The sequence below is a fragment of the Thermostichus sp. MS-CIW-41 genome (assembly GCF_054058915.1).
Genome location: NZ_JBSSBO010000014.1, coordinates 32,118 through 55,442, shown reverse-complemented (window position 1 = coordinate 55,442; position 23,325 = coordinate 32,118). Strand labels below are relative to the sequence as shown.

The 23,325-nt window shown below is 58.0% G+C and carries 24 protein-coding genes; 14 read left to right on the top strand and 10 right to left on the bottom strand.

What is annotated here, in order from left to right; all coding sequences use genetic code 11:
* Nucleotides 1-28: 28 nt before the first annotated feature.
* The 4 genes from pstC (at nt 29) to ACVWXE_RS06340 (ending at nt 4,292) form a co-directional block, all read left to right on the top strand.
* Nucleotides 29-1,012 (top strand): phosphate ABC transporter permease subunit PstC, encoded by a 984-nt coding sequence (gene pstC, locus ACVWXE_RS06355; protein WP_457489863.1) that lies wholly within the window; start codon nt 29-31, stop codon nt 1,010-1,012.
* Between the two features lie 38 nt (nt 1,013-1,050).
* Nucleotides 1,051-1,944: a phosphate ABC transporter permease PstA gene (pstA, locus tag ACVWXE_RS06350; protein WP_457403539.1), complete on the top strand. Its 894-nt coding sequence runs from the start codon at nt 1,051-1,053 to the stop codon at nt 1,942-1,944.
* A gap of 70 nt (nt 1,945-2,014) precedes the next feature.
* Complete coding sequence (pstB, locus tag ACVWXE_RS06345; protein ID WP_457440561.1) at nt 2,015-2,812, top strand: phosphate ABC transporter ATP-binding protein PstB; 798 nt, start codon at nt 2,015-2,017, stop codon at nt 2,810-2,812.
* A 112-nt stretch (nt 2,813-2,924) separates the two neighbouring features.
* On the top strand, nt 2,925-4,292 hold the full coding sequence (locus ACVWXE_RS06340; RefSeq protein WP_457489862.1) for an FAD-binding oxidoreductase: 1,368 nt from the start codon (nt 2,925-2,927) through the stop codon (nt 4,290-4,292).
* Nucleotides 4,293-4,450: 158 nt separating this feature from the next.
* On the opposite strand, the gene ACVWXE_RS06335 is transcribed toward ACVWXE_RS06340, so the two are convergent.
* The 3 genes from ACVWXE_RS06335 to ACVWXE_RS06325 all read right to left on the bottom strand — a co-directional run bounded on the left by ACVWXE_RS06335 (nt 4,451) and on the right by ACVWXE_RS06325 (nt 7,512).
* The gene (locus tag ACVWXE_RS06335) at nt 4,451-4,885 is read right to left on the bottom strand and encodes a DUF29 domain-containing protein (protein ID WP_457403542.1); all 435 of its coding nucleotides are present in this window, start codon (nt 4,883-4,885) and stop codon (nt 4,451-4,453) included.
* A gap of 355 nt (nt 4,886-5,240) precedes the next feature.
* Entirely contained in the window at nt 5,241-6,308 is a 1,068-nt protein-coding gene (locus ACVWXE_RS06330) for a permease (protein WP_457489861.1), read from the bottom strand.
* Nucleotides 6,309-6,375: 67 nt separating this feature from the next.
* Complete coding sequence (locus ACVWXE_RS06325) at nt 6,376-7,512, bottom strand: citrate synthase (RefSeq protein WP_011433503.1); 1,137 nt, start codon at nt 7,510-7,512, stop codon at nt 6,376-6,378.
* Between the two features lie 321 nt (nt 7,513-7,833).
* On the opposite strand from ACVWXE_RS06325, the gene ACVWXE_RS06320 reads away from it, so the two are divergent.
* The 3 genes from ACVWXE_RS06320 (at nt 7,834) to ACVWXE_RS06310 (ending at nt 9,157) form a co-directional block, all read left to right on the top strand.
* On the top strand, nt 7,834-8,289 hold the full coding sequence (locus ACVWXE_RS06320) for a hypothetical protein (RefSeq protein ID WP_457444818.1): 456 nt from the start codon (nt 7,834-7,836) through the stop codon (nt 8,287-8,289).
* 268 nt (nt 8,290-8,557) lie between these two features.
* Complete coding sequence (locus ACVWXE_RS06315; protein WP_457445571.1) at nt 8,558-8,848, top strand: hypothetical protein; 291 nt, start codon at nt 8,558-8,560, stop codon at nt 8,846-8,848.
* Nucleotides 8,849-8,872: 24 nt separating this feature from the next.
* Entirely contained in the window at nt 8,873-9,157 is a 285-nt protein-coding gene (locus ACVWXE_RS06310; RefSeq protein ID WP_414421520.1) for a hypothetical protein, read from the top strand.
* Between the two features lie 97 nt (nt 9,158-9,254).
* On the opposite strand, the gene ACVWXE_RS06305 is transcribed toward ACVWXE_RS06310, so the two are convergent.
* The 3 genes from ACVWXE_RS06305 to ACVWXE_RS06295 form a co-directional block, all read right to left on the bottom strand.
* Entirely contained in the window at nt 9,255-9,983 is a 729-nt protein-coding gene (locus tag ACVWXE_RS06305) for an SDR family oxidoreductase (RefSeq protein ID WP_011433499.1), read from the bottom strand.
* A gap of 93 nt (nt 9,984-10,076) precedes the next feature.
* Complete coding sequence (locus ACVWXE_RS06300; protein WP_457489860.1) at nt 10,077-11,312, bottom strand: RNA-guided endonuclease InsQ/TnpB family protein; 1,236 nt, start codon at nt 11,310-11,312, stop codon at nt 10,077-10,079.
* A gap of 70 nt (nt 11,313-11,382) precedes the next feature.
* Nucleotides 11,383-12,618 carry an anion transporter gene (locus ACVWXE_RS06295; RefSeq protein ID WP_457489859.1) on the bottom strand — a complete coding sequence of 412 codons (1,236 nt, stop codon included), beginning with the start codon at nt 12,616-12,618 and terminating at the stop codon, nt 11,383-11,385.
* 314 nt (nt 12,619-12,932) lie between these two features.
* Here ACVWXE_RS06295 and thrB point away from each other — a divergent pair, with 314 nt between their 5' ends.
* Nucleotides 12,933-13,859 carry a homoserine kinase gene (gene thrB / locus ACVWXE_RS06290; protein WP_414329601.1) on the top strand — a complete coding sequence of 309 codons (927 nt, stop codon included), beginning with the start codon at nt 12,933-12,935 and terminating at the stop codon, nt 13,857-13,859.
* 24 nt (nt 13,860-13,883) lie between these two features.
* On the opposite strand, the gene ACVWXE_RS06285 is transcribed toward thrB, so the two are convergent.
* The 3 genes from ACVWXE_RS06285 to eda are packed head-to-tail and all read right to left on the bottom strand — an operon-like array spanning nt 13,884 to nt 15,643.
* Nucleotides 13,884-14,429 (bottom strand): diacylglycerol kinase family protein, encoded by a 546-nt coding sequence (locus tag ACVWXE_RS06285; RefSeq protein ID WP_457489858.1) that lies wholly within the window; start codon nt 14,427-14,429, stop codon nt 13,884-13,886.
* The gene (gene ybeY / locus ACVWXE_RS06280; RefSeq protein ID WP_414398596.1) at nt 14,413-14,904 is read right to left on the bottom strand and encodes an rRNA maturation RNase YbeY; all 492 of its coding nucleotides are present in this window, start codon (nt 14,902-14,904) and stop codon (nt 14,413-14,415) included. Before ybeY ends, ACVWXE_RS06285 begins: the two co-directional genes overlap by 17 nt.
* A gap of 25 nt (nt 14,905-14,929) precedes the next feature.
* Complete coding sequence (gene eda / locus ACVWXE_RS06275) at nt 14,930-15,643, bottom strand: bifunctional 4-hydroxy-2-oxoglutarate aldolase/2-dehydro-3-deoxy-phosphogluconate aldolase (protein ID WP_457489857.1); 714 nt, start codon at nt 15,641-15,643, stop codon at nt 14,930-14,932.
* A 456-nt stretch (nt 15,644-16,099) separates the two neighbouring features.
* On the opposite strand from eda, the gene ACVWXE_RS06270 reads away from it, so the two are divergent.
* Nucleotides 16,100-17,224, top strand: coding sequence for a murein hydrolase activator EnvC family protein (locus ACVWXE_RS06270; RefSeq protein ID WP_457489856.1), 1,125 nt, complete (start codon nt 16,100-16,102; stop codon nt 17,222-17,224).
* Here ACVWXE_RS06270 and ACVWXE_RS06265 read toward each other — a convergent pair.
* Nucleotides 17,215-17,865, bottom strand: a complete 651-nt coding sequence (locus ACVWXE_RS06265) for an ABC transporter ATP-binding protein (RefSeq protein ID WP_457489869.1) — start codon at nt 17,863-17,865, stop codon at nt 17,215-17,217. The genes ACVWXE_RS06270 and ACVWXE_RS06265 overlap by 10 nt on opposite strands.
* 168 nt (nt 17,866-18,033) lie before the next feature.
* On the opposite strand from ACVWXE_RS06265, the gene ACVWXE_RS06260 reads away from it, so the two are divergent.
* The 5 genes from ACVWXE_RS06260 (at nt 18,034) to ACVWXE_RS06240 (ending at nt 23,323) form a co-directional block, all read left to right on the top strand.
* Nucleotides 18,034-18,216 carry a DUF3285 domain-containing protein gene (locus ACVWXE_RS06260; protein ID WP_457403548.1) on the top strand — a complete coding sequence of 61 codons (183 nt, stop codon included), beginning with the start codon at nt 18,034-18,036 and terminating at the stop codon, nt 18,214-18,216.
* A 450-nt stretch (nt 18,217-18,666) separates the two neighbouring features.
* Nucleotides 18,667-19,848, top strand: a complete 1,182-nt coding sequence (locus ACVWXE_RS06255) for a histidine kinase (RefSeq protein WP_457489855.1) — start codon at nt 18,667-18,669, stop codon at nt 19,846-19,848.
* Nucleotides 19,849-20,432: 584 nt separating this feature from the next.
* The gene (locus ACVWXE_RS06250) at nt 20,433-21,533 is read left to right on the top strand and encodes a serine hydrolase (RefSeq protein WP_457489854.1); all 1,101 of its coding nucleotides are present in this window, start codon (nt 20,433-20,435) and stop codon (nt 21,531-21,533) included.
* Nucleotides 21,534-21,662: 129 nt separating this feature from the next.
* Nucleotides 21,663-23,081 (top strand): NAD-dependent succinate-semialdehyde dehydrogenase, encoded by a 1,419-nt coding sequence (locus ACVWXE_RS06245; RefSeq protein WP_457489853.1) that lies wholly within the window; start codon nt 21,663-21,665, stop codon nt 23,079-23,081.
* Entirely contained in the window at nt 23,081-23,323 is a 243-nt protein-coding gene (locus tag ACVWXE_RS06240) for an RNA-binding S4 domain-containing protein (RefSeq protein ID WP_457489852.1), read from the top strand. Before ACVWXE_RS06245 ends, ACVWXE_RS06240 begins: the two co-directional genes overlap by 1 nt.
* The last annotated feature ends 2 nt before the right edge of the window (nt 23,324-23,325 follow it).

Below are 23,325 nucleotides of genomic sequence, written 5' to 3'. Positions count from 1 at the left end.
AACCGAAGATGATCATGGGAGAGAGGCTATGACTTCAGCGGCTACGGGTTATGGTTCACCACCAAACCCGGATATCGATGTTGACATTGAGAAAAAGGCAAGCCCGTCCCGGGCTGTTGATGTGGGTTTTGTCCGCCTGACGCTGGCCTTGGCAGGGTTTGCCGGCATTATCCTCATCTGGGTGATTCTTCAAACCACCGAAGCGGCTCTGCCGGCGATTCAGCAGTTTGGCTTGGGCTTCCTGGTTACTGCCCGCTGGAACCCGGTGGAAAACATCTACGGGGTGCTACCACAGATTTATGGCAGTTTGGTAACCTCTCTGGTGGCTTTGATTTTTGCCATCCCTCTGGGCATTGGCACTGCCATTTTTTTGACGGAAGGTTTTGCCCCCAAGTGGGTAACGGCGCCGATTGGCTTTGCCATTGAGCTGATCGTGGCCATTCCCAGTGTGGTGCTGGGGCTGTGGGGGATCTTTGTGCTGATTCCAGCAGTGCGGCCCATCTTTCGAGCCATCAACCAGACGCTGGGCTGGATCCCTTTCTTGAGTGGCCCGGCTCCGCGGGGGCCCAGCTTGTTGATTGTGGCTATGGTGCTGGGGATCATGATCTCTCCCATCATCATCTCCATTACCCGCAGTACCTTTGAATCTCTGCCACGCAGCCTAAAAGAGGGGGCTTTGGCTCTGGGGGCAACCCGCTGGGAGACCATCTTAACGGTGATGATCCCTGCCGGCCTGTCGGGTATCGTCAGCTCGATCATGCTGGCGCTGGGACGGGCTTTGGGAGAGACCATGGTAGCGGCCATGCTTTCTGGCAACGCCAACCGCATCAATATCTCCCTAATGCAGCCGGGATCCACCATTACTGGCTTGATTGCCTCTCAGTTTGGCGAGGCAGGACGCTTGCAGGTTTCGGCTCTCATGTATGCCGGCGTGGTGCTGATGGTGCTGACGTTATTGGTCAACATTGTTGCCGAGATCATCATCCGCAAGTTTCAAAACTTGGAGCAGTAACTTGGGAAGCAGAAAGAAGATGAAGGAGCACTGTTATCATGTCCGACTCAGCACAGCTTGCCCCTGAGAAGGTTGACATCGACATTACTCGTGCCGCCATTGCCCCTGTCCGCAATTACACAGGCATTGTCCTAACCCTGCTGAGTGGCCTCTTTGTGGCGGTGATCATAGCTTCCCTATCTTGGGTGCTGTGGGATGTGGGCAAGGAAGGCATCCAGCGGATAAATTGGGATGTCCTCACCCAGACCCGCTACCCTGCCCCTGGCCTGGCGGAAGGGGGCTTTGGTCACGCAATTGTCGGCAATTTAATGGTGCTGGCTACGGGGGCGGCTTTGAGCTTTCCCTTCGGCATCTTGGCGGCAGTGTACTTGTCTGAATTCGGTCGCGGCACCCGCTTGGCTTATCTGGTTAAGTTTTCCTGCAATGTGCTCACGGGGGTACCGGCCATTCTCTGCGGCCTGTTTGCCTATGCTGTGGTGGTGAGGGGATCCGGCTTTTCGGCTTTCTCGGGAGGGGTGGCTTTTGGCGTGCTGATGCTGCCGATTGTCATCCGCTCCACCGAGGAGGCGTTGCTGCTGGTTTCGCCCGACATGCGCTTGGCTTCCCTTGGCCTGGGCTCAAATCGCTTTCAGACCACAATGCGCGTTGTTTTGCCGGCAGCGGCACCGGCCATCGTAACCGGGCTAATCCTGGCTTTGGCCCGAGCGGCAGGCGAGGCTGCACCTCTGCTCTTTACCGCCTTCAACAACAATTTCTGGTCTACTAATCTATTTGGCCCGGTGGCTACCTTGCCGGTGATGGTCTACTTTTTCTCCATCATTCCCTACAGGGTGCAGCAGCAGCTGGCTTGGGCGGGCGCTTTGGTTTTGTTAGCCATTGTTTTGGCGGCCAGCTTGACCGCTCGCTTTTTGGTGTACAAGACCAGGAAATAGCCTGAGGATTCTCAACAAAGTCTTGAATCGAACTCTTCGTCGAACTCTAGCTCTTTTTGTGAGTGCTGCCATGCAAACTCAATCTCTTAACCAGACCTCTTACGTTTTCAGGACCGAGAACCTGAATGTCTACTATGGCTCCAATCTGGCGGTAAAAAATGTTACTCTGGACATCCCAGCCCGACAGATTACTGCGTTTATCGGCCCTTCCGGCTGTGGCAAAAGCACGATCCTACGTTGCTTCAACCGCACCAACGATTTGATCCCCGGTGCTCGTGTAGAGGGCAAGCTCACCTACCACGGCAAGGATCTCTACGCCAAAGAAGTCGATCCGGTGGCGGTGCGGCGGCGTATCGGCATGGTCTTCCAAAAACCCAATCCCTTCCCCAAAAGCATTTACGACAACGTGGCCTACGGCCCGCGGGTGCTGGGGATGAAGGTGGACTTGGACGAGGTGGTGGAAACCTCGCTAAGGCGGGCTGCCCTTTGGGATGAAGTCAAAGACAAGTTGAAAGAAAATGGTCAGTCGCTGTCGGGAGGGCAGCAGCAGCGCCTGTGTATTGCCCGGGCTCTAGCGGTGAAGCCGGATGTGATTTTGATGGATGAGCCCTGTTCGGCACTGGATCCCATTTCCACCCGCCGCATTGAGGAGCTGATGAAGGAGCTGGAGGAGGAATATACCATCATCATTGTCACCCACAACATGCAGCAGGCCGGCCGCGTCTCGGATATGACGGCTTTCTTCAGCGTGGAGGTGTCGGGATCCAACCGTGTGGGCGAGCTGATTGAATTTGACAGAACTGAAGTCATCTTCAACAGCCCCACCAAGCAAGCCACAAGAGATTATGTGGAGGGCCGCTTCGGCTAATCGACCTGGCCGGACAGGGATCCTTCCCATACTGTTCTCGGCAAACCCTTTTGCAGGCAATTTCTGCCGATGATGGAGTCTGAAGAACCGTTGCACCCAAATACGGATACCTATGATCGTTGCCGCTCCTGACAAGCTGCAGGCTTTGCGTTCTGACTTAGAGGGTATTGAGATCATCACTGATCCGGCTCAGGTGGCCAAGTTGTCGTTGGATTTTTACCACTACAGCCCCGTGCTGAGCCGACAACTGAGCGACAAGCGGGGAGATTTGGTGGTGCGCCCCGCCGATGAGGCCGAGGTGATGCGAGTGGCAGCGGCCTGTGCCAGGCTGCGGATCCCGGTTACGGTGCGCGGTGCCGGTACCGGTAATTACGGCCAATGTATCCCGCTGGCCGGGGGTGTGATCCTGGACATGGGCAAGCTCAACCAGGTGCTTTGGGCAAAGCCGGGCTTGGCGCGGGTGCAGGCGGGGGCCAAGTTGATGGCCATCGACAAACACACCCGGGAGATGGGCTGGGAGATCCGCATGGCTCCTTCCACCTATCGCACGGCCACCATCGGGGGGTTCATTGCTGGCGGCAGTGGTGGCATTGGTTCTGTGACTTACGGCCAACTGCGGGATCGGGGCAACATCTTGGGGCTGCGGGTGGTCACCCTGGAGGAAGAGCCCCGGGTGCTGGAGCTGCGGGGAGATGAGGTATTCAAAGTAAGCCATGCCTGGGGTCTCAATGGGATCATCACCGAGGTGGAGATCCCGCTGGCGCCTGCTTATCCTTGGGCGGAGCTGGTGGTGGCCTTTCCCCCTGAAGTGGGCTTTATGCCCTGTGCCCATTTTGGCCAAGCCCTGGGAGATGCGGATGGGATCCTCAAGAAGATGATCAGCCTGCACGCTTGGCCGATCCCCAGCTACTTTGCACCGCTGCGGGGTCATTTGCCAGAGGGATCCGCTGTGGCCCTGTTGATGGTGGCCGAATGCAGCCTGGAGCCGCTGTTGGAGCTTGTCCGGGAACATGGGGGCCAAGTGGTTTACAACAAAACGGCCCAGGAGGCCAGCAAGGGAATCTCGCTGGGGGAATTTTCTTGGAACCACACCACTTTGCACTGCCGCAGCGTGGATCCCAGCCTGACTTATTTACAATCGGCTTTTCCCGCCGATCGGGAGCTGAAGCTGGTGCAGCACATGTACGAGTATTTTGGCGACGAAGTGCTGATGCACCTGGAGTGGATTCGCATCAACGGGCAAGCTACCCCTGTCGGCCTGCAAATTGTCCGCTTTACCACCGAAGAGCGTCTAAACGAGATCATGCGCTACCACGAAGAGCAGGGAGTATTTATTGCCAACCCCCACACTTTCATCATCGAAGACGGCGGGCGCAAAGTGATGGATCCGCGCCAGATTCGTTTTAAAGAAGAAGTGGATCCCTATGGCCTGCTCAATCCGGGCAAGATGCGCACCTGGCAGGAGCGCGCCTCTGCTTGAGGAATAGCAACAGTAGCACAGCAATTGGCCTTGGTCTATCTGTATTGCCCATGTTTAATCCCTGATGGATTGTCTGGGCAGGACAACACCAGTCCAAAGCTCTACAGTCAGTACTGTGGGAATGCTGTCCACCGTTAAATGCTTTGTGGTGTGGACTGTCAAACTTCCGGCAGCCAGTCCTCTGCAAGCACCAACTCTGGGGAGTAGGGGCAGACATCTGGAAATGTCGAGATTTCTATCCCCGTTTGCCTGGCTGCTTGGCGGCGCGCCCGTTGATAACTCTCTTCAAGTTGCTCTACCAGATAACCTTTTAGGCTAGGGCTATCTTCTATGGCCAATCCGATTTGGGTTCGCGCATCTGTAATGGAATCTAGCCAGCTATCTGAACGGCGCTGAGGTTGATACTGCCACTTGAGTAGATGCAGCAGAAGGCGAGTTAATTGACTGGCAATCCCTCGTCGTTCGCTCTTACCCAAATTCTCAACCTCTTCAATTAAGTGTGCTATGTCAATTTCATGCCAGCGCCTTTCCCGCAATAGCCGGGTTGTTCGGTCAATCCACAAGTTAAAGTCTGTCGAGTATAGATTGCTCATAGCTTTGTCCTGCTGAAAAATAGGGTCGCGATAATTATGAAATCCAGACTACGTCCTTCTTGAGTTTACTACAATAAAACCTGTAACACCTGAGTTCTCAACCGTCTGGGAGCAGAGTCCTCTGGTGACAAACCTTATCCAGGCAACTCTTTCTATAGTCATTTCGATTTAAAGCAGGACACTGCACCCACACTTAAAGTGCACCGAGCCGGAAGGCTTTTCAAGGACTCCGTCCCGCTGGCGCGATCAGGAGCCCAGGCGTCTTACCCTAAACTGAAGCAACTATATTTGACGAATATTTGACGGAGAGTGGATGGAGAGGGCGTCCCTGTGGAGAAAGGTTCAAACAAATGCTTTAACTGCCATAGTAGTTGATGGCTAAAGCTCCCACCAGAGTAAGCTGAAAGACCAAGATCACGAAGTAGAAAATGGCGCGGGGCTTGAACAGAGTGAGCATCAAGCCTATGGCTTTCAAGTCTACTATCGGCCCAAACACCATAAAAGCCAACAGGGATCCCGGCGTGAAGGTGGCGGCAAAGGAGAGGGCGAAAAAGGCATCCACCGTCGAGCAGATGGAGATGATCCCGGCCAGGGCCATCATGATCAGGATTGAGAGCAATGCATCTTGGCCATAATCCAGCACAAACGAACGCGGGATCACCGTTTGAATCAGGGCCGCCATCGCCGAGCCCAAGATGAGCACGGATCCCAATTCGCGGATCTCCCTGGCCCAGGTCTGCAGCAGGAGAACTCCTTTTTGTCCCCTGGAGGAAGAAGGCGCAGCGGCCAGAGCAGAGCGATACACATCTTCAGCCGTTTGTAAAGTGGCCAGGGATCCGCCAGAGGCCCCTTGAGCAGGGCTCTGGGATCCAATCCAGAAGGTGCCCACCTGCAACAACGGCGAGCGGGAGATGTTCTTCGGATCAGCTTCTTGGGAGCAATTGCGCTGCAGCTCCCGCCAGACTGACGGCTGCAACAGAGGCTGGAAATCCTTTTGCAGGCTGAAGATCAAGCCGATGACCACCGCAATGCCAAAGGAAAAGAGAACTCGGTAGATCACCAGCTCCGGCATGGAGCGAAAGGCAATCCAAGTGGAAAAGATCACCACCGGGTTAAACACCGGCGCCGCCAACAGAAAGGCCACCGCCACGTGGGGTGGGATCCCTTTGATCACCAGTTGACGGGCCACCGGCAGGTTGCCGCACTCGCACACCGGGAAAAAGAATCCTAAAGCGCCACCGGCCACCGCGCTGCCGATTTTGCCTTTGGGCAGGAAACGGGCCAACTGGGATCCCTCGACAAACACCGCCAGCAGCCCCGATAGAAACACCCCCAGCAGCAAAAATGGCATGGCCTGCACCACAAGGCTCAGAAACAGGGTGAACCCGTCTCGCCAAAGGGGAGAGTCTAAAAGGCTCAACACACCGCCTCACGCACAATTTGGGCCTTACTGAGTTTGGATCCCGGCCCAGCGCCCTGTCAAACGGCTCTCAACCCCGCTCTTCTATAGGGATATAGCGTTGCTGGCGTTCACCTGTGTACACCTGGGTGGGTCGGAAAAGCCGATTATCGGACAACTGCTCCCGCCAATGGGCCAGCCAACCCGCCGCTCGGGCAATGGCAAACACCGGTGTAAACAAATCTTCTGGGATCCCCAGCTTGGCGTAGACCAACCCTGAGTAGAAGTCCACATTCGGGTAGATCCCCTTCGGCCCCAGCAACTCCTCGCACACCCGCTCCACTTCCAGGGCGATGTCGTAGTACTTGTCGTGGCCGTAGCGCTCAAACAGCTCCTCAGCCAGCCGCTGCAGGATGGTGGCCCGCGGATCCTTCACCTTATAAACCCGGTGACCCATGCCCATGATGCGCTGTTTTTTGGCCAGCTTCTCCTCGATAAACGAGCGTACATTTTCCACCGAGCCGATTTGCCGCAGCAGCATCATCACCTGTTGGTTGGCCCCCCCGTGCAACAGCCCCGAAAGGGTACCCACCGCCGTGGCCAGGCTGCTGTAGGGGTTAGCCAGCGTGGAAGCGCTCACCAGAAGGGCAAACGTAGAGGCATTGACCGTGTGCTCGGCGTGCAGGATCAGGCAGATGTCAAAAATGCGGGCCAACCAGGGATCCGGCTTCTTGCCCGAGAGCATGTATAGGAAATTGGCAGCATGATCCAGGTTGTCGTCCGGGGGAATGGGATCGTTGCCCTGTCGCATCTGGTGGAACATCGCCACCATGGTCGGCAGCTTGGAGAGCAAGCGGGTGACGGTGCCGAACACATAGTCGGGATCCATCTCCCGCAGCGGGTAAAACAGCCCCAAGCCCGCCACACAGGTTTGCAGAGCATCCATCGGGTGGCCCGACTCCGGAAACGACTTGATCATGTCGCGGATGCGGTATTTCACCCGTCGATGACTGCGGATCGCCTGGTCAAAATTGTCCAGCTCCGACTGGGTCGGCAGCTTGCCAAAGATCAGCAAGTAGGCCGTCTCCAGAAAGGTACTGTGGGCGGTCAATTCCTCGATGGGGATGCCCCGATATTCCAGGATCCCCGCCTGGCCATCCACAAAACTAATGTTGGAGCGTGTGGCCGGAACGCCTTCCAAGCCTGGTCTGTATTCGCCATCCGCCATGGTCGGATCCTTAGAGCAAGTATTTCCTAGATAATGATGAATCAAGGGTTGCCAAAGGTGCCTGGAACCCAACCCCTTGCTCCCCTCGGGCAGTACTGACCCCGCTTCGCTACAGTAAAGCAAATTTTGGATCCCTGTAGCCAAATGCTGCCCCTGTCATCCTTCACAGAGAGCTAGGCTGGGATCCGCCTTCTATCTTGCAACAGCTCCCGCTGCCCGACGCAAAAATTGTTGCTATGGTGAGAACTGCGCCCGGCTTGAGGGATCTTGGCGCTTGCCGGAGCCTCAAAAATTTGCTCCCCCGCTTGGAGATCGGCACCGATGTCGGATACTGCTCAAACTCACCTTGGCTCCAGCCCAGTGCAAGGACTGGAGTACGTGGTGCTGGGAGTGGCCACTTGCTTCCAGCAGGATCAGGAAGGTCGCCTGGTAGAGGTTTTGGTGGCCGAGCCGGTGCCTGCTGCCGATTTGGACTGCCTGGCCCAAGAACGCCGCAGCACTTCCTATGTTCTCCTCTACGCCACAACCTACGCCGAGATCGTGAACAACGGGATCCCAACTTTGCCTGCCGATGTTTTCCCGCCAGGGGTGTTGTTGGGAGAAGACTTCGTGGAACGGGTGCAGGCAGCGGCCCGCACCTATCGCAGCAAGCCCCAGTTTCGCCATATCCCCCTGCACCAAACCTGCACTCCAGAGCGGGGGGTGTTTAAGCTCAATCACAGCGTTGAGCCCCGACGGATCCTCAACGCGGTTGTGGAGCATGACTCTAGTCAATAATAAGCTCAACTATACTGAAAATAATGTATAATATGTTCAGTACGGATTACTACCAGTTGATCTTTCTGTTTACTTTCGAGTCTGCCAACATGGTAGCCAAAGCAAAGCAGAAAATTGGTAGTAAGACGACACGGAAACTGCGCTTTGGGTATTCTACTCAAAGCTTTGCGGGATACCGCCATTCTGTTTGGAAACAAACAGAATGCTATCGCTGCATAGTTGAACAGTGATGTTCAGCAGTGTTCAGCGTAAATGTATCAGGTGAAGGATGCCGACAACATCAAACAGCACCCCCACACCCATCAACGGCTCTGACTCACTGGGCTGTACGGGTCAGACGTGCCCTGGAAAGCAGGTTGAACCGCCACTCTGGGCTGGGCTTCGGGATCCCTCTACCCTTCTGGAGCAGGTACGCAGCGGTCAGGTTTGGCTGGTTAAGGGAATGGGATCCCATGGGCTGTTGCTGGAGAAAGCTCATATTGTCGAGCTGCTGGAGTTTGGTGCAGCCGTTGGCCTGGCCATCGATCGCGATTGCCGAGCGGTTTTGCCGATCGCGTAAGCGGGACGGAGTCCTTTTGGCCAAGTGTATCTGCAGGCCCCTGCCACTTTTTTGGAGCGTCAGTGGGGCTATCGTCGTCGCGCTCGCAGCACCGAGATCCTGCAAAAGTTGACAGAGGCTTACCCCAGCCGGCGGCGGGCTACCCTTCTCTGGCAGCATCTTCATCAGCAGTTTGGGCCGGCGTTGCTTGCTTCTGTGCCGGACGAATGGCTAGGACGGTTGGTGGGGGTGTCGGGAGATCTGATCCAACGTTGCCGCCAAGAAATGAGGATCCCTGCTGGCGCTTTGGGCTGCAGAGAGCAAGATTGAGACGGGGGGAGCCCAAGAGAGAAACTCGAGCGCTTGTTTCACCAAAAGACAAGCTGCTGCCGCCTCAACCCCAGCAAAAGGACGGCAAAACACTTGGTCAAAGGAATTGGTGGCTTTCCGGCTGCAACACTATCTCGCTCGGTACAGCACCAGCGGGCGCTGTAAGGGCAAAGCAGATGGCTTCCGCAGCCGTGGCAGGGCTGAGCATCTTGTCTCGTTGCACCTTCAGGCTGATGGGATCCCAGAAGGGTGAGTCGATGCCCCCGAAGTAAAACAGCGTAAATCTGACCCCAAAGCGCTTCAGCTCATCGGCCATGCACTTGCTAAACCCGACCACCCCAAACTTGGCCGCACAGTAAGCAGAGGCCATCGCCATGGGATAACGTCCAAGGACGCCGGGAAAATTGAGGATGTGGCCGGATTTTTGCTCCCGCATGGGGTTGGCAGCCAGTTGGCTGGTGTAGAAGCTGCCCTTCAGGTTGACCGCCAGCATTCGCTCCAGGTCTGCGGGGGTTAGCTGGGGAGCAGGCTTCAGGATCCCGGCCCCGGCCAGGTTAATCAGCACGTCAATGCGCCCATGCTTTTGCACCGTTTGGTTGACCAGGGCCTCTACCTGGGCATAGTCCGTCACATCGGTGGGGATCCCCAATCCAGAGGCAGCCCCCAAAGAGGCTGATTTCTCCACCAGAGCTCGCAGGGGCTCTTCTCGCCGAGCGGCCAACACCAGATGGGATCCGGCCTGAGCCAGCATGGGCACCAGGACGCTGCCGATACCCCCTGTTGCCCCTGTGATCAAAATAACTGCCTGCGATAGCGGAGAAGACACGTTACGTTTCTTAAACTCTTTTTCCCATCATACACAGGGATCCCGACAAGCCAGTCACAGCCCCACTGGATCCCTCGACAGAGGTCATGTAAACTACCCGACACCGACCGCTAAAGCGGTACGGAGCAGGCTTTCAGTAGCCCTGAGCCTGTTATGCTCTACCAGAGAACAAAACAAGCCCGAACCTCTAGGCTGGTTTACAGCAGCCCCCAAAAGCGCAATCACATTCGCACCATTCAAATCCGCATCCCCTTCCCATCCACAGTGTCCACACTTAAACTTCTTTCCACTGCGATAGGATTGTGCAGGGTCGGGATGAATGTGCAAACACCGGTGGCAGGTCTGCGACGTGTAGGCAGGCGGAACAAGAATCAGAGCAACCCCCGCACGCAGAGCCTTGTACTCCAAAAATTGACGGAGTTGATAAAACGCCCAACTATTTGCCCGCCTACGCTCTGTCTTGCTGCGTGGCTGTTGATTGACCCTTTCCCGAATCCCTGTCAAGTCTTCCAGAGCAAGAGCGCTATTTGTCGCCTTTGCCCTAGAGACAATAGCTTTGGAGATGCGATGATTGACCCACGCCTGAAAGCGCCTCTCCTTGCCAGACAGCCGTTGCAACAGTTCTCTGCATCTGCGCCGCGAACTGCGGGTGCCCTTACTGGCTTTGCGTTGAAGTACCGCCCTCAACCGCGAGTGATGGTCTCGGATTCGGTTCAACTGCTGTCCATTCCAGTTGTCCCCCTCTGACGTATGGGCAATATCCGTCCTTCCAAAATCCACGCCCAGCACTCTATCCGTGCCTTGCGGTGGGCACGGTTCCGTTTCCACACAGATTTGAATGGAGTAGGAACCGTCTTTGCGCTTGACCAGAGTGGCAGATTTGGGATTGGAGCCTGCCAGCCGTTCTCTCTGGTAGCGGCCAATCGCCAGCTCAAAGCGCTCTCGACCCCCAACGGTGGTCAGCGACACCGTCCAGTCTTTCTCGCGAAACGAAAAGATACGGGCATCGTAGGTCGCAAAGCCTCTCTTGAACGCTTTGACGGGGCGGTTTTTCTGTTGGGCAACTTTACGGGCGCCGGCCAGCCGTCTGCAGACCTGCTGGTCGCGTAAGCGGGACGTAGTCCTTGCCAAGTTACTGGACAAGCCAAACCGAGCGCGAATCTGGTAATAGCAAAGGGACTGGAGTTTGACTGCGTTGACTACTTTTTCTGGTGTGTTTTGGTTGACCCAGTTCAACGCCTGCACAAAGGCATCCATTGTCGCATCCAACTTTGCGGCTTGCGACTGGGACACCTTGAGCTTGCAGGGGACGGTCAGGACTTGGGTCATGGTTCTATCATAACTTCCGCATTCCTCCCGACACTGACCCTACGGGTACAGTGCGGAGCTCCTGCGATTTCTAGCTGAGCGGTGGAGAAGACAGGAAAGGCTGGCACAGCCACAACCCACTGAACCCCAAAGTCAGCAGAGTGAGGGGCAGGCCAAAGCGCAGATGTTCTCCAAACGAGAGCACGTAGCCTTTTTTGGCCGCTGCCTCGACTGTGATCAAATTGGCCACCGCCCCAAATAGTGTCAAATTGCCTGCCAAAGTGGAGCCGGCAGCCAGCAACAGCCAAGCGGTGGTCTCCTGTCGGGGCAGGAACGATTGCAGCAACAGCACCGCCGGCACATTGGAGATGAGGTTGGACAAAACGGCCACACTGCTCAGCAGGGCAAGAGGGGATCCCGCCAGACTCTCTGCCAAGGATCCCAAGCCCATCCCCCAAGCAGTGACCAGCTCTCCCGTTGCCCGCGTTAGGATGAACAGCCCGGAAAACATCACCAGCAGATTCCAGTCCACCTGCTCCAAAAATCGCTCTGGCTTCAGCCTACGGGTAATCAACAACAGGGCCGCCGCCACCAAAGCCGATTCTGCCAAGGGAAGTCCGGCTACAAAGGCCACAAACAGCCCCCCCGTAATCACCACGCTCTTGCGCAACAGGGGCGGGTAGAGCCGCAGCGGCAGCCAAGGCACCTGGGCAAAGGGTTTCAACGAGCGCACCTCAGGGTAGTACAGCCACAGCAACCCCACTTCCAGCAGCAGCCCCACCACGGCAATGGGGGTCATCTGGGCAGCAAACTCCAGATAGCCGATCCCAGAGAAGGAGCCGATCAGGATATTCTGCGGGTTGCCGCTCAGGGTGGCGACGGATCCCAGGTTGGTGGCTGCCGCCAAGCCCAGCAGGTAGGGGATCGGGTTTAACCCCAACACCGTTGTGACCTGCAAAGTCAGGGGAGTAAACACCAGCGCCAGCGTGTCGTTGAGCAGGAAAGCCGAGAGCAGCCCGCTGCCGAACACCAGCATGATCAACAGACCAAAGGGGCTGCGGCTCACCCGAATCAAGCCCAGCAAAGCCAACTGAAAAGCCCCCCCATAGGACAAGCTGGCATTTACCACCATCATGCTCAGGAGAAACACAATCGTGGTCGGGTCAATGGCTTCCCAAGCCTGCCGTAGCGACAAGGTCCCCAAGCCAATCAACAGGGCGGATCCCACCAGGGCGATGGTGGCCCGGTTCATACGCAACCTAGGCAGGGATCCCAGTCCCAACCCGACATAGCTCAAACCCAACACCAACCAAGACAGCCCCTGCACCCCCCGATCCCTCCCGCACTTCTTTCAGGATCCCTGATGGGTTCAGCCAATGGCAAAGGCTGGAGTTGAAACAGGCCCAACATTCCCGATACTCAATAAGTCACAAATAAGTCACAAGAATCAATCATGGTCAGAAACCTTTCGGGATAGTCCAAAAGCTCCGCTGGATCAGCGCGTTTGCCTCGGCGAGCTGCAGACCGAGCAGAGGTGGCGAGAATATCCAAGGTCTGGCCATCGTTCGTAGGATAATGGGAGCCCGTAGGCACTAACCCGCAAACATTGAGTTACCCACCGTTCACTGAGGAGTTGTCCCCTTGGTCAAAGAACGCGTAGAGGTGATCGTCCCGGCCACCACCGCCAACTTGGGGCCAGGGTTCGACTGCATCGGTGCAGCCCTAGAGCTCTACAATCACTTCCATTTTCGCGAGATCCCTTCCGGCCTCAGCATCCACTACCGCGGCAGCGACCACATCAGCCAAAGCAAGGACAACCTGGTGTACCGGGCTTTTTGCCGCGCCTTTGAGTTGCTGAGTAAGCCTGTGCCGGGGGTAGAAATCGAAATCACCCTCAACGTGCCGCTGGCGCGGGGGTTGGGCAGTTCTGCTACCGCCATTGTCGGCGGCTTGCTGGGGGCCAATGCCATTGGGGCGCTTAACTTAGCTCCCGAAACCCTCCTACAACTGGCCATTGCCCTAGAAGGCCATCCAGACAATGTGGTGCCCGCCCTGCAGGGCAGTTGTCAGCTTTGTGTGCAGGGACAGCAGGGGCAGTGGGTGTTCTGTCCGGTGGAGTGGCATGAGAGCATTGGCATCCTGGCTGTGGTGCCCAACTTTAAGCTTTCCACCCAAGCGGCCCGCGAGATCCTGCCCAAATCCGTCAGCTTGGCGGATGCGGTTTTTTCCAGCAGCCATCTGGGCCTGCTCATTCGCAGCTTGCAGTCGGGGCGGGTGGACTGGCTGAAGGTGGCTCTGCAGGATCGGCTGCACCAGCCGGCGCGTATGGAGCTGATCACTGGGTTCAAAACGGTTCAAGCTGCAGCCATGGCTGCCGGAGCCTATGGGGTGGTGATCAGCGGAGCCGGCCCCACTCTTCTGGCCCTCTGTGCTCCCGAGAATCGGGAACGGGTGGGATCCGCGATGGTCAGCGCTTGGGCGCAGTTGGATATTGAAGCGGAGGCCAAACTGCTCAACCTGGACCGGCAGGGAGGACGGGTGGTGATCCACTCCCAGCCGTCTGGATAGGAAACTCCCTCTCCAGTCGGGGAGCTACCCTGCTGTCGGGAAGCCATCTTGCAGCAGCAACACCAAGGGCGGAAGAAATAGCCAAGCCGCCACCATCAAGGACGCCACTGCCGCCATCAACACCGCTGCCGCTGCGCAATCTTTGGCGATCTCGGCCAGGAGATGGTACTTGCTGCCCAGGGTGAGATCCACCACTGCTTCCAGAGCGGTATTCACCAGCTCCAGCGCCATCACCAAACCGCTGGTTAGGCTAATCACGGCCATTTCCAGGGCGCTCAGCTGCAGGCCCAGCCCAAGGCCAAAGGCCATCACCGCCATCACCATGTGAATGCGCAAGTTGCGCTGGGTGCGGATGGCATAGACCAAGCCCTTGCCCGCGTAGTAGAAACTTTTGCCCAAGTTGTCGGCCACTTGCCAAGAGGGGGGGCGTCGCCAGGGATCCCTTCCCAAAGGCTCGGCACTGGCTGCCCGATCCGCCTCAGATGGCTGCGCTGGGTCTCTGGAATGGACGCGCCGCCGGAACACCGCCAGGCGAGAACGCTCCGGCAACCGACTAGGGCTGTTGGCCATGGGCCACCTCCCCATCCAGTTGGATGGCGGCAAGCAACTGTCGCTGTTGCTGCAACATGCGCTGCAGGGACAGTTCATCCGGGTGATCCCACCCCAGCAGATGCAGCAACCCGTGGCTGGCCAACCAGGCCAACTCTTGCGAAAGACGATGCCCCTGCGCCTTGGCTTGTGCGCGGGCGGTGGGCACCGAAATCACAATATCCCCCAGCAGGCGTACCCCCGTTACGTCTTGGATCCCAAAGGGGGCAAGCATCTCCTGCGCGGCAAAGGCCAGCACGTCGGTAGGCTCGTCGAGGTGGCGAAACTCGCGGTTGAGCTGGCGGATGTGCTCATCGGAAGTGAGGCAAAGGCTGAGCTCGCATGGCTCCTGGACTCCCAGCTCTTTCAGCCAGATCTCAAACCAATGACGCCAAGTGGCTTCTTCAACCGGGCTGGGGATGTTGAATTGCAGATAGAGATCTAGAGATCCATCCATGCGGGCCTCACTCACACCACGCCCCTTATTCTACTAGTTTGCCCGGATTGGGCCAGGTTTTGTTTCTCTGCTCCGCAAGCTGCTGCAGCACCTGTCGCAGTCGATTCTCCAACAGATGGCAGCCTGAGTCCAAATCCTCTGTCGGGAACAGATCCCCGGCAATGCCCACTGCCCAGGCCCCTGCTTGCAGGTATTCCGCTGCCTTGGCCAAGGTGACTCCCCCGGTGGGGATCAACGGCAGGGATCCCAGCACCGATTGTAGATGGCGCAGGTAGCGGGATCCCCCCATGCTCTCCACCGGAAACACCTTTACTGCCGTTGCCCCCGCCTGCCACGCCCTCCAGATCTCGCCGGGGGTGAGGGCACCGGGCACGATGGGCAGCCCTACTTCCCGACCCCAACGGATGACTTGCTCATCGGTGAAGGGGCAAACGCAAAACTGGGCTCCTGCCTGCCAAGCCTGCTCCGCCATCTGTCGATTGAGAACAGTGCCCACCCCTATCCAACACTGCGGGTGGTCTTGTCGCAGTTGGGCAATCAGCTCCAAATATTGGGGAACTTGCGTGGTGATTTCAATGTGGCGGATCCCGGCTCGGATGGCCAGCATGGCTCCCTCGAGAGCTTGGGCTGGGCTGGCCCAGAGGCGGATCACGGCAATCAGCGGCTGCTGCCACAGATGGAGTAGCCAGGGGTGCTGTGACCCTTTCCCGAAACCGCACTCAAAATCCTCGAATACCATCTGTGGGGAAATACCCTCTCATCGGTTTCTCATCTTTGCCAGATGTTGAGGTCGCTGTCGCTCGCCGGTGGGTTGGGCTGCCCAGACCCATGAGATTCAAAGGTTAGTACGAGCCTAACAGCGGTGTGGTTATTTCAAACAGGTTTGAGACAGTTCCCGGTTGCCCCTCGCCCCTAACCCTTCTTTCCCTGGGAGAGGAAAGTCAAAACAAAGAAACGAATAGTTTCACTGCTCCTGAGAGTGACGCTGCTGTGTCGCCAGGGTCTTTTTCTTATGTCCTGTCGCTTCTTTCTATTTCTTGTCAAGCAGCCATAACCGGCAATAGCCAGCTCAGGCTCGATCAGATCCGTGGGGATCTTTGTATCCTTAGGGTCGATGGGTCAGTCGCAGAGGGTGTGAGGAGTGACGAGTCTCAGTCGTGGGGCACACAGGCTAAAAGGGTGGATAGCGCTCGGATTGCTCACCCTCTTGCTGTTGGGGGGACTGGGGGGGGTTGCCCCGTCTCAGGCGCAGAATGTCAACCAATTGCAACAGCGGCAGCAGCAGATCCAGCAACAAATCCAGAGCACTCAGCGCCGCTTGGGAGAACTGCGCCAGGCAGAAGAAGAGGCCCGCCGCCGCATGGGATCCCTGCAGCAAAACATTCGACAGACCGAATCCAGCCTTCGCGACAATCAGTATCGTCTGGAACAAGCCCAGAAAGCCCTGGAGCAAGCTCAAAAGGAGCTACAGGAGCTGGAAGACCGCCTGAGACGGCAGCAACAGGGCACGGCTGCCCGTTTGCGCTACATGCAGCGACAGGGGGCCGAACATTGGTGGGCTTTGCTGCTCACCAGCCGTGACTTGAACGAGTTTTTCGACCGCCGCCACCAACTGCAACTGTTGATCGAGGCGGATCGGCAGTTGATCCAAGAGCTGCAAGCAATGGCCAAAGAGGTGGATCAACAGCGCATTGCCCTGGAGATGCAGCGCAACGAGATCTCTTTGATTTTGCAGGAGCTGGCCGCCCAGAAGAATCAACTGCAGCAGCAGGCTGCCGCCCAAGAGCAACTGGTGGGACGCTTGGCCAACGAACGCGCGGCCTATGAAGCAGCCCAGCGGCGGTTGGAAGCCGATTCCCAACAGTTGACTCTCCTCATCCAGCAACTGATCGCCCAGCAGGCCCAACAGCAGGGGGGCAGGGATCCCGTTCAAGGGACGGGCCGATTTATCGCTCCGGTGCGCGGGCCGATCACCAGTGGCTTTGGCTGGCGGGTTCACCCCATCTACCGCAGTCGCCGCTTTCATGCGGGGATCGATTTTGGTGTGCCCACCGGCACTGCGGTGAGAGCCTCCGACCGGGGCACCGTCATCTACGCCGGCTGGTACGGCGGCTATGGCTACACGGTGATTGTGAATCACGGGGGCGGCATCACCACCCTGTACGCCCACAACAGCCGCGTTGCCGTTGGGGTAGGCCAGCAGGTACAGCGGGGGCAAGCAATTGCTGCTTCCGGCTCCACCGGCCTCTCCACCGGGCCCCATGTTCACTTTGAAGTGCGCGTCAATGGCCAACCGGTGGATCCCCGCCGCTACCTGTGAAGCAAAGCCTCCGTCGCCACCGGCCTCAGGGATCCCGCCTGCAATGTCCACCGCACATCGGCAATGGAGGACAGCTCCTCCGGGTCGTGGGAAACCACCAACACCGTCCAGGTGGACTTTAGCCGAGCCAACAGCTCGATCAACTGCCGTCGCACCGACCAATCCAATCCTGCCGTCGGCTCATCCAGCAACAGCAAAAACGGGCCACGGATCAACTGGACGGCCAGGGCCAAGCGCCGCTGTTGCCCGCCGCTGAGGCGGTTTGGGGAGGTATGTAGAGGGATCCCTTCCAATCCCACCTGTCTGAGGGCGTTTTCGATCTCTTTTCTCTGTAGCTCTGGATAACCAAAGCGCATTTCCTCCAGCACCGTCAAGCCGCAAAAGTGGCGCTCTGGAAACTGAAACACCAACCCCGCCATGCTGCGCAAGCGGTTGGGGGAAAGTTCTGCCCCTCCCCAGGTAATCCGTCCTTGGGTGGGCCGCGCCAAGCCAGCCAAAATCTCCAGCAGGGTGCTCTTGCCCGCCCCACTTTTGCCCACGATCAGCCCCAACTGGTTCAGGCCCAACTCAAAGGAAAGATCGTTGAGAATGGGCTGGGAAACGCCTGCCGGATGGTAGGAAAGATGCTGAACTTGCAACATGGGGGGCAAAAGAGGGGGATGCTGTCGTTATTTTGGCACCGGAAGATCCCCGCGCGACAGCTATGGCCCCTCTTCAGCGGAAAGGTCGAAGCTTGGGAAACACCTCTATCCGGAGGAGCAGATTAAGCTAGCCTGAAGGTAGGGTAAATTATCGCTCTGGTTATCCTGATGCCGCAGCCTTCTTCTGCAGATTCTCCTTCGGTTGGGGCGGGATCCCCCCCCCAGCTGAGTTACACCCGCCTGGCCATGCGCAACATGGTGCGCAAAGGCAAGACTTCCCTGCTTCACTTCACCCTGACAGCGGTGGGGTTAGTGGCCTTGCTGGTGGGGCTGGCCTACCTGTTTCAGTAAACTACCCGACCCTAACTGCTTCACAGTACAGGGCGGGCTTTCGGTAGCCCTGCAGTTAGCAAGCCAACCACGGGCCTCTGGGGTGGTTTACAACACCCCCAATCGACCGTTACCAGTGCCTTAAACAACCGTTTCTGGTGTCCGCAGTATAATTATAACCTGAGTTCCGCGAGAATGTCCTGGCAATACCCTCCCGCGGTTGTTCCTGGGGCGGAAGAGGCACACCTTGGGAAGTCTTTCATTACGTTCAATGTCTCTCCTTAAGTTTTTCCCAAGATTAGGTGTTAGGAAGGAACAAGCAGCAATGGCTCCTACGGTTGGACCTACGGTCCGCTTCCGCGAACGAGCGCACGGCAATCCCGGCTGCTGAAACGCCAACCTTTGGCTTTAATGCTACGCAATGTGCTCCGCACCACTAACGTGAACGCTAACGCGACTGGACTTTGGCCTATGCAGACTTCGCCAGACCTCACCTCCGCTCGTTCTGTCATTCGCCTGCTGTTGTTTGCCAAGAGTCGAGCTGTCGTTGCCGAACTTGAGGAACATCTGCGCCAGCACATCCAGGGGTTGCCCGGCCAATACCCTGCTCAACTGGAAGTGGTGCCGCTGGAGGAGCACCCCTACCTGGCAGAGCATTACAAGCTGGTGGCCACTCCGGCTCTGGTCAAGGCTGAGCCCTTGCCCGCTCAAGTTTTGGCGGGCGAAGACTTGGCGACGCAGTTGGAAGTGTGGTGGCCTCGTTGGCAAGGCCAGGCGGCTTTGGCCTCCGGCCCGCTGACGCGAATGGCTTCCCATGGACCTACGGTCCGCTTCCGCGAACAAGAGGGGGCAGGACGGCATCCCACCTCCCCTCCAACCACTGAGGCACTGTTGCAAATGTCGGAAGAGGTGTTTTTGCTGCGGCAGGAGCGGGCCCAATTGCGGGAGCAGTTGGACTTCAAAGATCGCGTTCTGGCCATGCTGGTACATGATTTGCGCAGTCCCCTGACGGCCACGGCTCTGGCGGTCGAAACCCTGCAGCAGGGGCGCGAGGGATCCCTGGACAAAGCGCTGGAACGGCAGTTGTTCGACCATGCCCGCCAGCAACTGCGCAAGATGGACAGCATGATCACCGATATCCTGGAGTCGGCCCGTGGCGCTGCCTCGGAGCTGAGGATTCGAGCCGTAGAAACCCAGTTGCCCGGCTTGTGTCAGGCGGTGATTGAGGAGCTATGGCCGCGCATTCAAGGCAAGCGGCTGCAGTTTCAAGCGGATATTCCCGTGGATCTGCCCTCTGTTCACGTGGATCCCGACAAGATCCGCCAAGTTCTGTTCAACCTGCTGGACAACGCCATCAAGTACACCCCCGCCGGGGGATCCATCCGCCTCGATGTCCTCCATCGCACCAGCCAAAAGGTGCAGGTGACCGTCAGCGATACTGGCCCTGGGATCCCGGAAGCCGACCAAGAGAGCATCTTCTCCGATTCTGTCCGTCTGTCCCGGGATCAACAGCAGGAGGGCTATGGCATCGGCCTTTCCCTCTGCCGACGGATCGTGCGCGCTCACTACGGCCAGATTTGGGTGGAGTCTTCCTTGGGCAAAGGCAGCAGCTTTCATTTCACTTTGCCCGTGTATCGGCTCTGCAAGGGCTAGCCGGGAGCTGGCTCCCCATGGGTGTGAGCCCCCTCAGAGAGAACAGATCTGACGGTTTTCCTGGACTTGGCAAAAGCGCTCCGCGCCGCTTCCGCGACTATTCCCAGCCCCTCTTCCAGAGGGAAAGGGGGGTCATGGATCAGCCTAAGTTTTTAAAACGACTCCGAGTGGATGCTCTGGCAACAGGGACTCATCCTGCCTTTGGCGGGGTTGTTGCTAGGCTTCGTGTCGCGAGGACGGTTTGATGGGCGTTTTGCAATCTAGGTCAGGGCAGGTTGGCCAATTTGTGGGTTTAATGTGGGTTTAATTGGGTTTAATTAAGCCAAGCTCACCGGAGTGGAGTCGGTGAAACTGCCAGCAGTGTCTGTCAGAAGTATGGTGTTAAGGCAATCGTTCTTATGACCAGAGCAAGGGAGAGGAAAGGCACCGATCCATCCGCGCTAGCGGGCCGTGGGCCTTTGCGAGAGAAGGCTCGGGATCCCCGCCGCCCTCCACAACCTGCCAAGAACGCCGTCCCGCCTCCAGAGGGGTCAAAGCCGCAAACAGGTTCTGGTCGCCTGCTTCCTGCCCCTAGGGGATCCCTATTGGTTTCCCGTCCTCAACCGCTGCGTCTTGCCCGCCAAAAAGCCATTGCTCGTCTGCGCCAACGGGCTGCCCGGCCTCGCCGCTTGAGACGTTCTCCATCTCTCGGGCAAGTGTTGCTCAGGGGACTGAGCTTAAGTCTCATCCTGGGCCTGACGATGGCGGGCCTCTCGCAACTGCTGCAATCGACCACCGCTGGCCGGATAGAACAGGCCACGACGCAGCTTGGGGATCCTCCCCCGCCGGCATTGCCAAGTGACATTCTGCGGGGAGAAGCGATCCCGGCTTTGCAGGAGCGCTTGGCCGCTTTGGCCGACCAACCGGGCTTGACGGCAGGGGCTCTGTTCTGGGAGGTGGAAACTGGCGCCTTTGCTGGGGTTAGGCCGGATCAGGCTTTTCCTGCCGCCAGCGTGATCAAGATCCCCATTCTCTTGGCTTTTTTCCAGGCTGTGGAAACCGGACAGGTGCGGCTGGATGAACAGCTCACTCTGCGGGAAGATCTCAAGGGAGGGGGAGCTGGTGTGTTGCAAACCCGACCCCTCGGATCCCAGGTTTCTGCTTTGGAAGCGGCCACTCTGATGAGCACCCTCAGCGACAACTTCGCCACCAATCTGATCATCGATCGCCTGGGTGGACAGGAGGCTCTCAACCAAAAATTTCGGCAGTGGGGGCTACAACACACGCAAATTTCATGGTGGCTACCGGATCTGGAGGGCACCAACACCAGCAGCCCGCGCGACATGGTTTGGCTGCTCAGCCAGGTGGAACAGGGGCGCATGCTCAGCCGCCGCAGCCGCGACCGTTTTCTGGACATTCTCTGGCGCACCCAACGGCCCTCCTATTTCCGGCCCAACTTGGGTCAAGAGGTGCGCATTGCCCACAAAACGGGAACCTTGAGCTCCGTGGTGGGGGATGCCGGGATCCTGGATTTACCCAACGGGCGGCGCTATGTGGCGGCGGTGTGGGTGAAGCGAGAAACCCCCAACGATCCCAGAGCCGAAGGGCTGATCGCCAGCCTGTCGCAAGCAGCCTATGAGTTCTGGTCTGCTCCTGGATCCGCCCCGCCATCCCGAACAGACACCACCGGCAGCCCGCAACCCTGAGTCCCCCACTCCGCAAATCTTTCCATATTGCTACGCAACGCTTACGCGAACGCAGTAGCAGTGCGGAGCACTATTCCAGGCAGAGCACAAATGCCAGAGTGGAGAAACAGGCGTTGAGGGAAAACGATATTGCTACGCAACGCTTACGCGAAGGGGCACCTGGTCAGCATCAACCCCACCACCGGAGAGGAATTGGCTCGCTACCCCGTTTTCGACGCTGGGCAGATCCAGAGCTGTATTGCCCAAGCCCACGAGCGGTTCCAGAGCTATCGTCGGATCCCGTTTGCTCAGCGATCCGCCTGGCTGAAGCGGGTGGCAGGGATCCTGGAGGAGCGCAAAGCGGAGTTTGGCCGCCTAATCAGCCTGGAGATGGGCAAAACCTTGGCCTCTGCCGTTGCGGAAGTGGAAAAATCCGCTTGGGTTTGTCGCTACTATGCCGAGGAGGCAGAAGGGTTCTTGGCCGAGTGCTCCATATTGCTACGCAACGCTTACGCGAATGCCACCGGTGCGGAGCACTTTGCCAGCCGCAGCGGGATCCGCTACCAGCCGCTGGGAGTGATTTTGGCAGTGATGCCCTGGAATTTTCCCTTTTGGCAGGTGTTTCGCTGTGCGGCCCCGACCCTGATGGCGGGCAACACCCTCCTGCTCAAACATGCCTCCAATGTGCCCCAATCGGCTTTGACCCTGGAACGGATCTTTCAGGAGGCGGGATTTCCGCCAGGGGTCTTTCAAACCCTGCTGATCACAGCAGCCCAGGTGGCAGAGGTGGTGGCGGATGAACGGGTGCGGGGGGCCGCCCTCACCGGGAGCGAAGCCGCCGGCTCCAGCCTGGCCCGTTTGGCCGGTCAACATCTGAAAAAAACGGTCTTGGAACTGGGGGGGAGCGATCCCTTCATCGTTCTGCCCAGCGCCGATCTGGAGGCAGCAGTGGCCACAGCGGTTGCGGCACGTCTGATCAACAACGGCCAATCCTGCATTGCCGCCAAGCGATTTATCCTACACAGGGCTATCGCCGAACCCTTCACGGCGGCCATGACGGAGCGATTTCGCCAGCTCAAGGTGGGGGATCCCCTGGATCCGCAAACGGACGTGGGGCCTCTGGCCACCGCCAGCATCCTGCAAGAGGTGGATGGACAGGTGCAGGCTTTGGTGCAGGCAGGGGCCAAAGTCCATATCGGCGGCTCCCCCTTGGGAGGGAATTTTTATCCGCCCACAATCCTGAGCGACATCCCCCTCGATCATCCGGTGGCCCACCAGGAGGTGTTCGGGCCGGTGGCGCTGTTGTTCACCGTGCCGGATGTGTCGGCAGCCATCGAGCTGGCCAACGGCACCCCCTTTGGCCTGGGCGCCAGCGCCTGGACAACCGATCCAGAGGAACAAGAGCGCCTGCTGGAGGAGCTGGAGGCGGGATCCGTGTTCATCAATGGCATGGTCAAGTCCGACCCGCGCCTTCCCTTCGGCGGCATCAAACGCTCAGGGTATGGACGGGAACTGAGCCGGGAAGGGATCCTGGAATTTGTTAATGTCAAAACCGTTTGGGTGAAGTGATGGCGAAGACTTCTCAAAGGGATCCCCAGCCGGCGGCGGATCCTGTAATCAAGCTGGATCAGTTCCTCAAGCTGGCGGGGGTTGTTCCCACCGGCGGGCAGGCCAAGCAGCTCATCCAAGCGGGGCAAGTGCGGGTGAATGGTGAGGTGGAAACCCGGCGGGGACGCAAGCTGCGCCCTGGGGATGAAGTGGCCGTGGGAGGTGGAGTTTGGCGAGTGCGCCTGGGTGAGGCCCCGAAGTGAAA

What these genes read in the sequence shown, in the direction of transcription:
- pstC (WP_457489863.1), top strand. Translation starts at nt 29, where the DNA reads ATGACTTCAGCGGCTACGGGTTATGGTTCACCACCAAACCCGGATATC.
- pstA (WP_457403539.1), top strand. Translation starts at nt 1,051, where the DNA reads ATGTCCGACTCAGCACAGCTTGCCCCTGAGAAGGTTGACATCGACATT.
- pstB (WP_457440561.1), top strand. Translation starts at nt 2,015, where the DNA reads ATGCAAACTCAATCTCTTAACCAGACCTCTTACGTTTTCAGGACCGAG.
- ACVWXE_RS06340 (WP_457489862.1), top strand. Translation starts at nt 2,925, where the DNA reads ATGATCGTTGCCGCTCCTGACAAGCTGCAGGCTTTGCGTTCTGACTTA.
- ACVWXE_RS06335 (WP_457403542.1), bottom strand. Translation starts at nt 4,885, where the DNA reads ATGAGCAATCTATACTCGACAGACTTTAACTTGTGGATTGACCGAACA.
- ACVWXE_RS06325 (WP_011433503.1), bottom strand. Translation starts at nt 7,512, where the DNA reads ATGGCGGATGGCGAATACAGACCAGGCTTGGAAGGCGTTCCGGCCACA.
- ACVWXE_RS06320 (WP_457444818.1), top strand. Translation starts at nt 7,834, where the DNA reads ATGTCGGATACTGCTCAAACTCACCTTGGCTCCAGCCCAGTGCAAGGA.
- ACVWXE_RS06315 (WP_457445571.1), top strand. Translation starts at nt 8,558, where the DNA reads ATGCCGACAACATCAAACAGCACCCCCACACCCATCAACGGCTCTGAC.
- ACVWXE_RS06300 (WP_457489860.1), bottom strand. Translation starts at nt 11,312, where the DNA reads ATGACCCAAGTCCTGACCGTCCCCTGCAAGCTCAAGGTGTCCCAGTCG.
- ACVWXE_RS06285 (WP_457489858.1), bottom strand. Translation starts at nt 14,429, where the DNA reads ATGGCCAACAGCCCTAGTCGGTTGCCGGAGCGTTCTCGCCTGGCGGTG.
- ybeY (WP_414398596.1), bottom strand. Translation starts at nt 14,904, where the DNA reads ATGGATGGATCTCTAGATCTCTATCTGCAATTCAACATCCCCAGCCCG.
- eda (WP_457489857.1), bottom strand. Translation starts at nt 15,643, where the DNA reads ATGGTATTCGAGGATTTTGAGTGCGGTTTCGGGAAAGGGTCACAGCAC.
- ACVWXE_RS06265 (WP_457489869.1), bottom strand. Translation starts at nt 17,865, where the DNA reads ATGTTGCAAGTTCAGCATCTTTCCTACCATCCGGCAGGCGTTTCCCAG.
- ACVWXE_RS06260 (WP_457403548.1), top strand. Translation starts at nt 18,034, where the DNA reads ATGCCGCAGCCTTCTTCTGCAGATTCTCCTTCGGTTGGGGCGGGATCC.
- ACVWXE_RS06255 (WP_457489855.1), top strand. Translation starts at nt 18,667, where the DNA reads ATGCAGACTTCGCCAGACCTCACCTCCGCTCGTTCTGTCATTCGCCTG.
- ACVWXE_RS06240 (WP_457489852.1), top strand. Translation starts at nt 23,081, where the DNA reads ATGGCGAAGACTTCTCAAAGGGATCCCCAGCCGGCGGCGGATCCTGTA.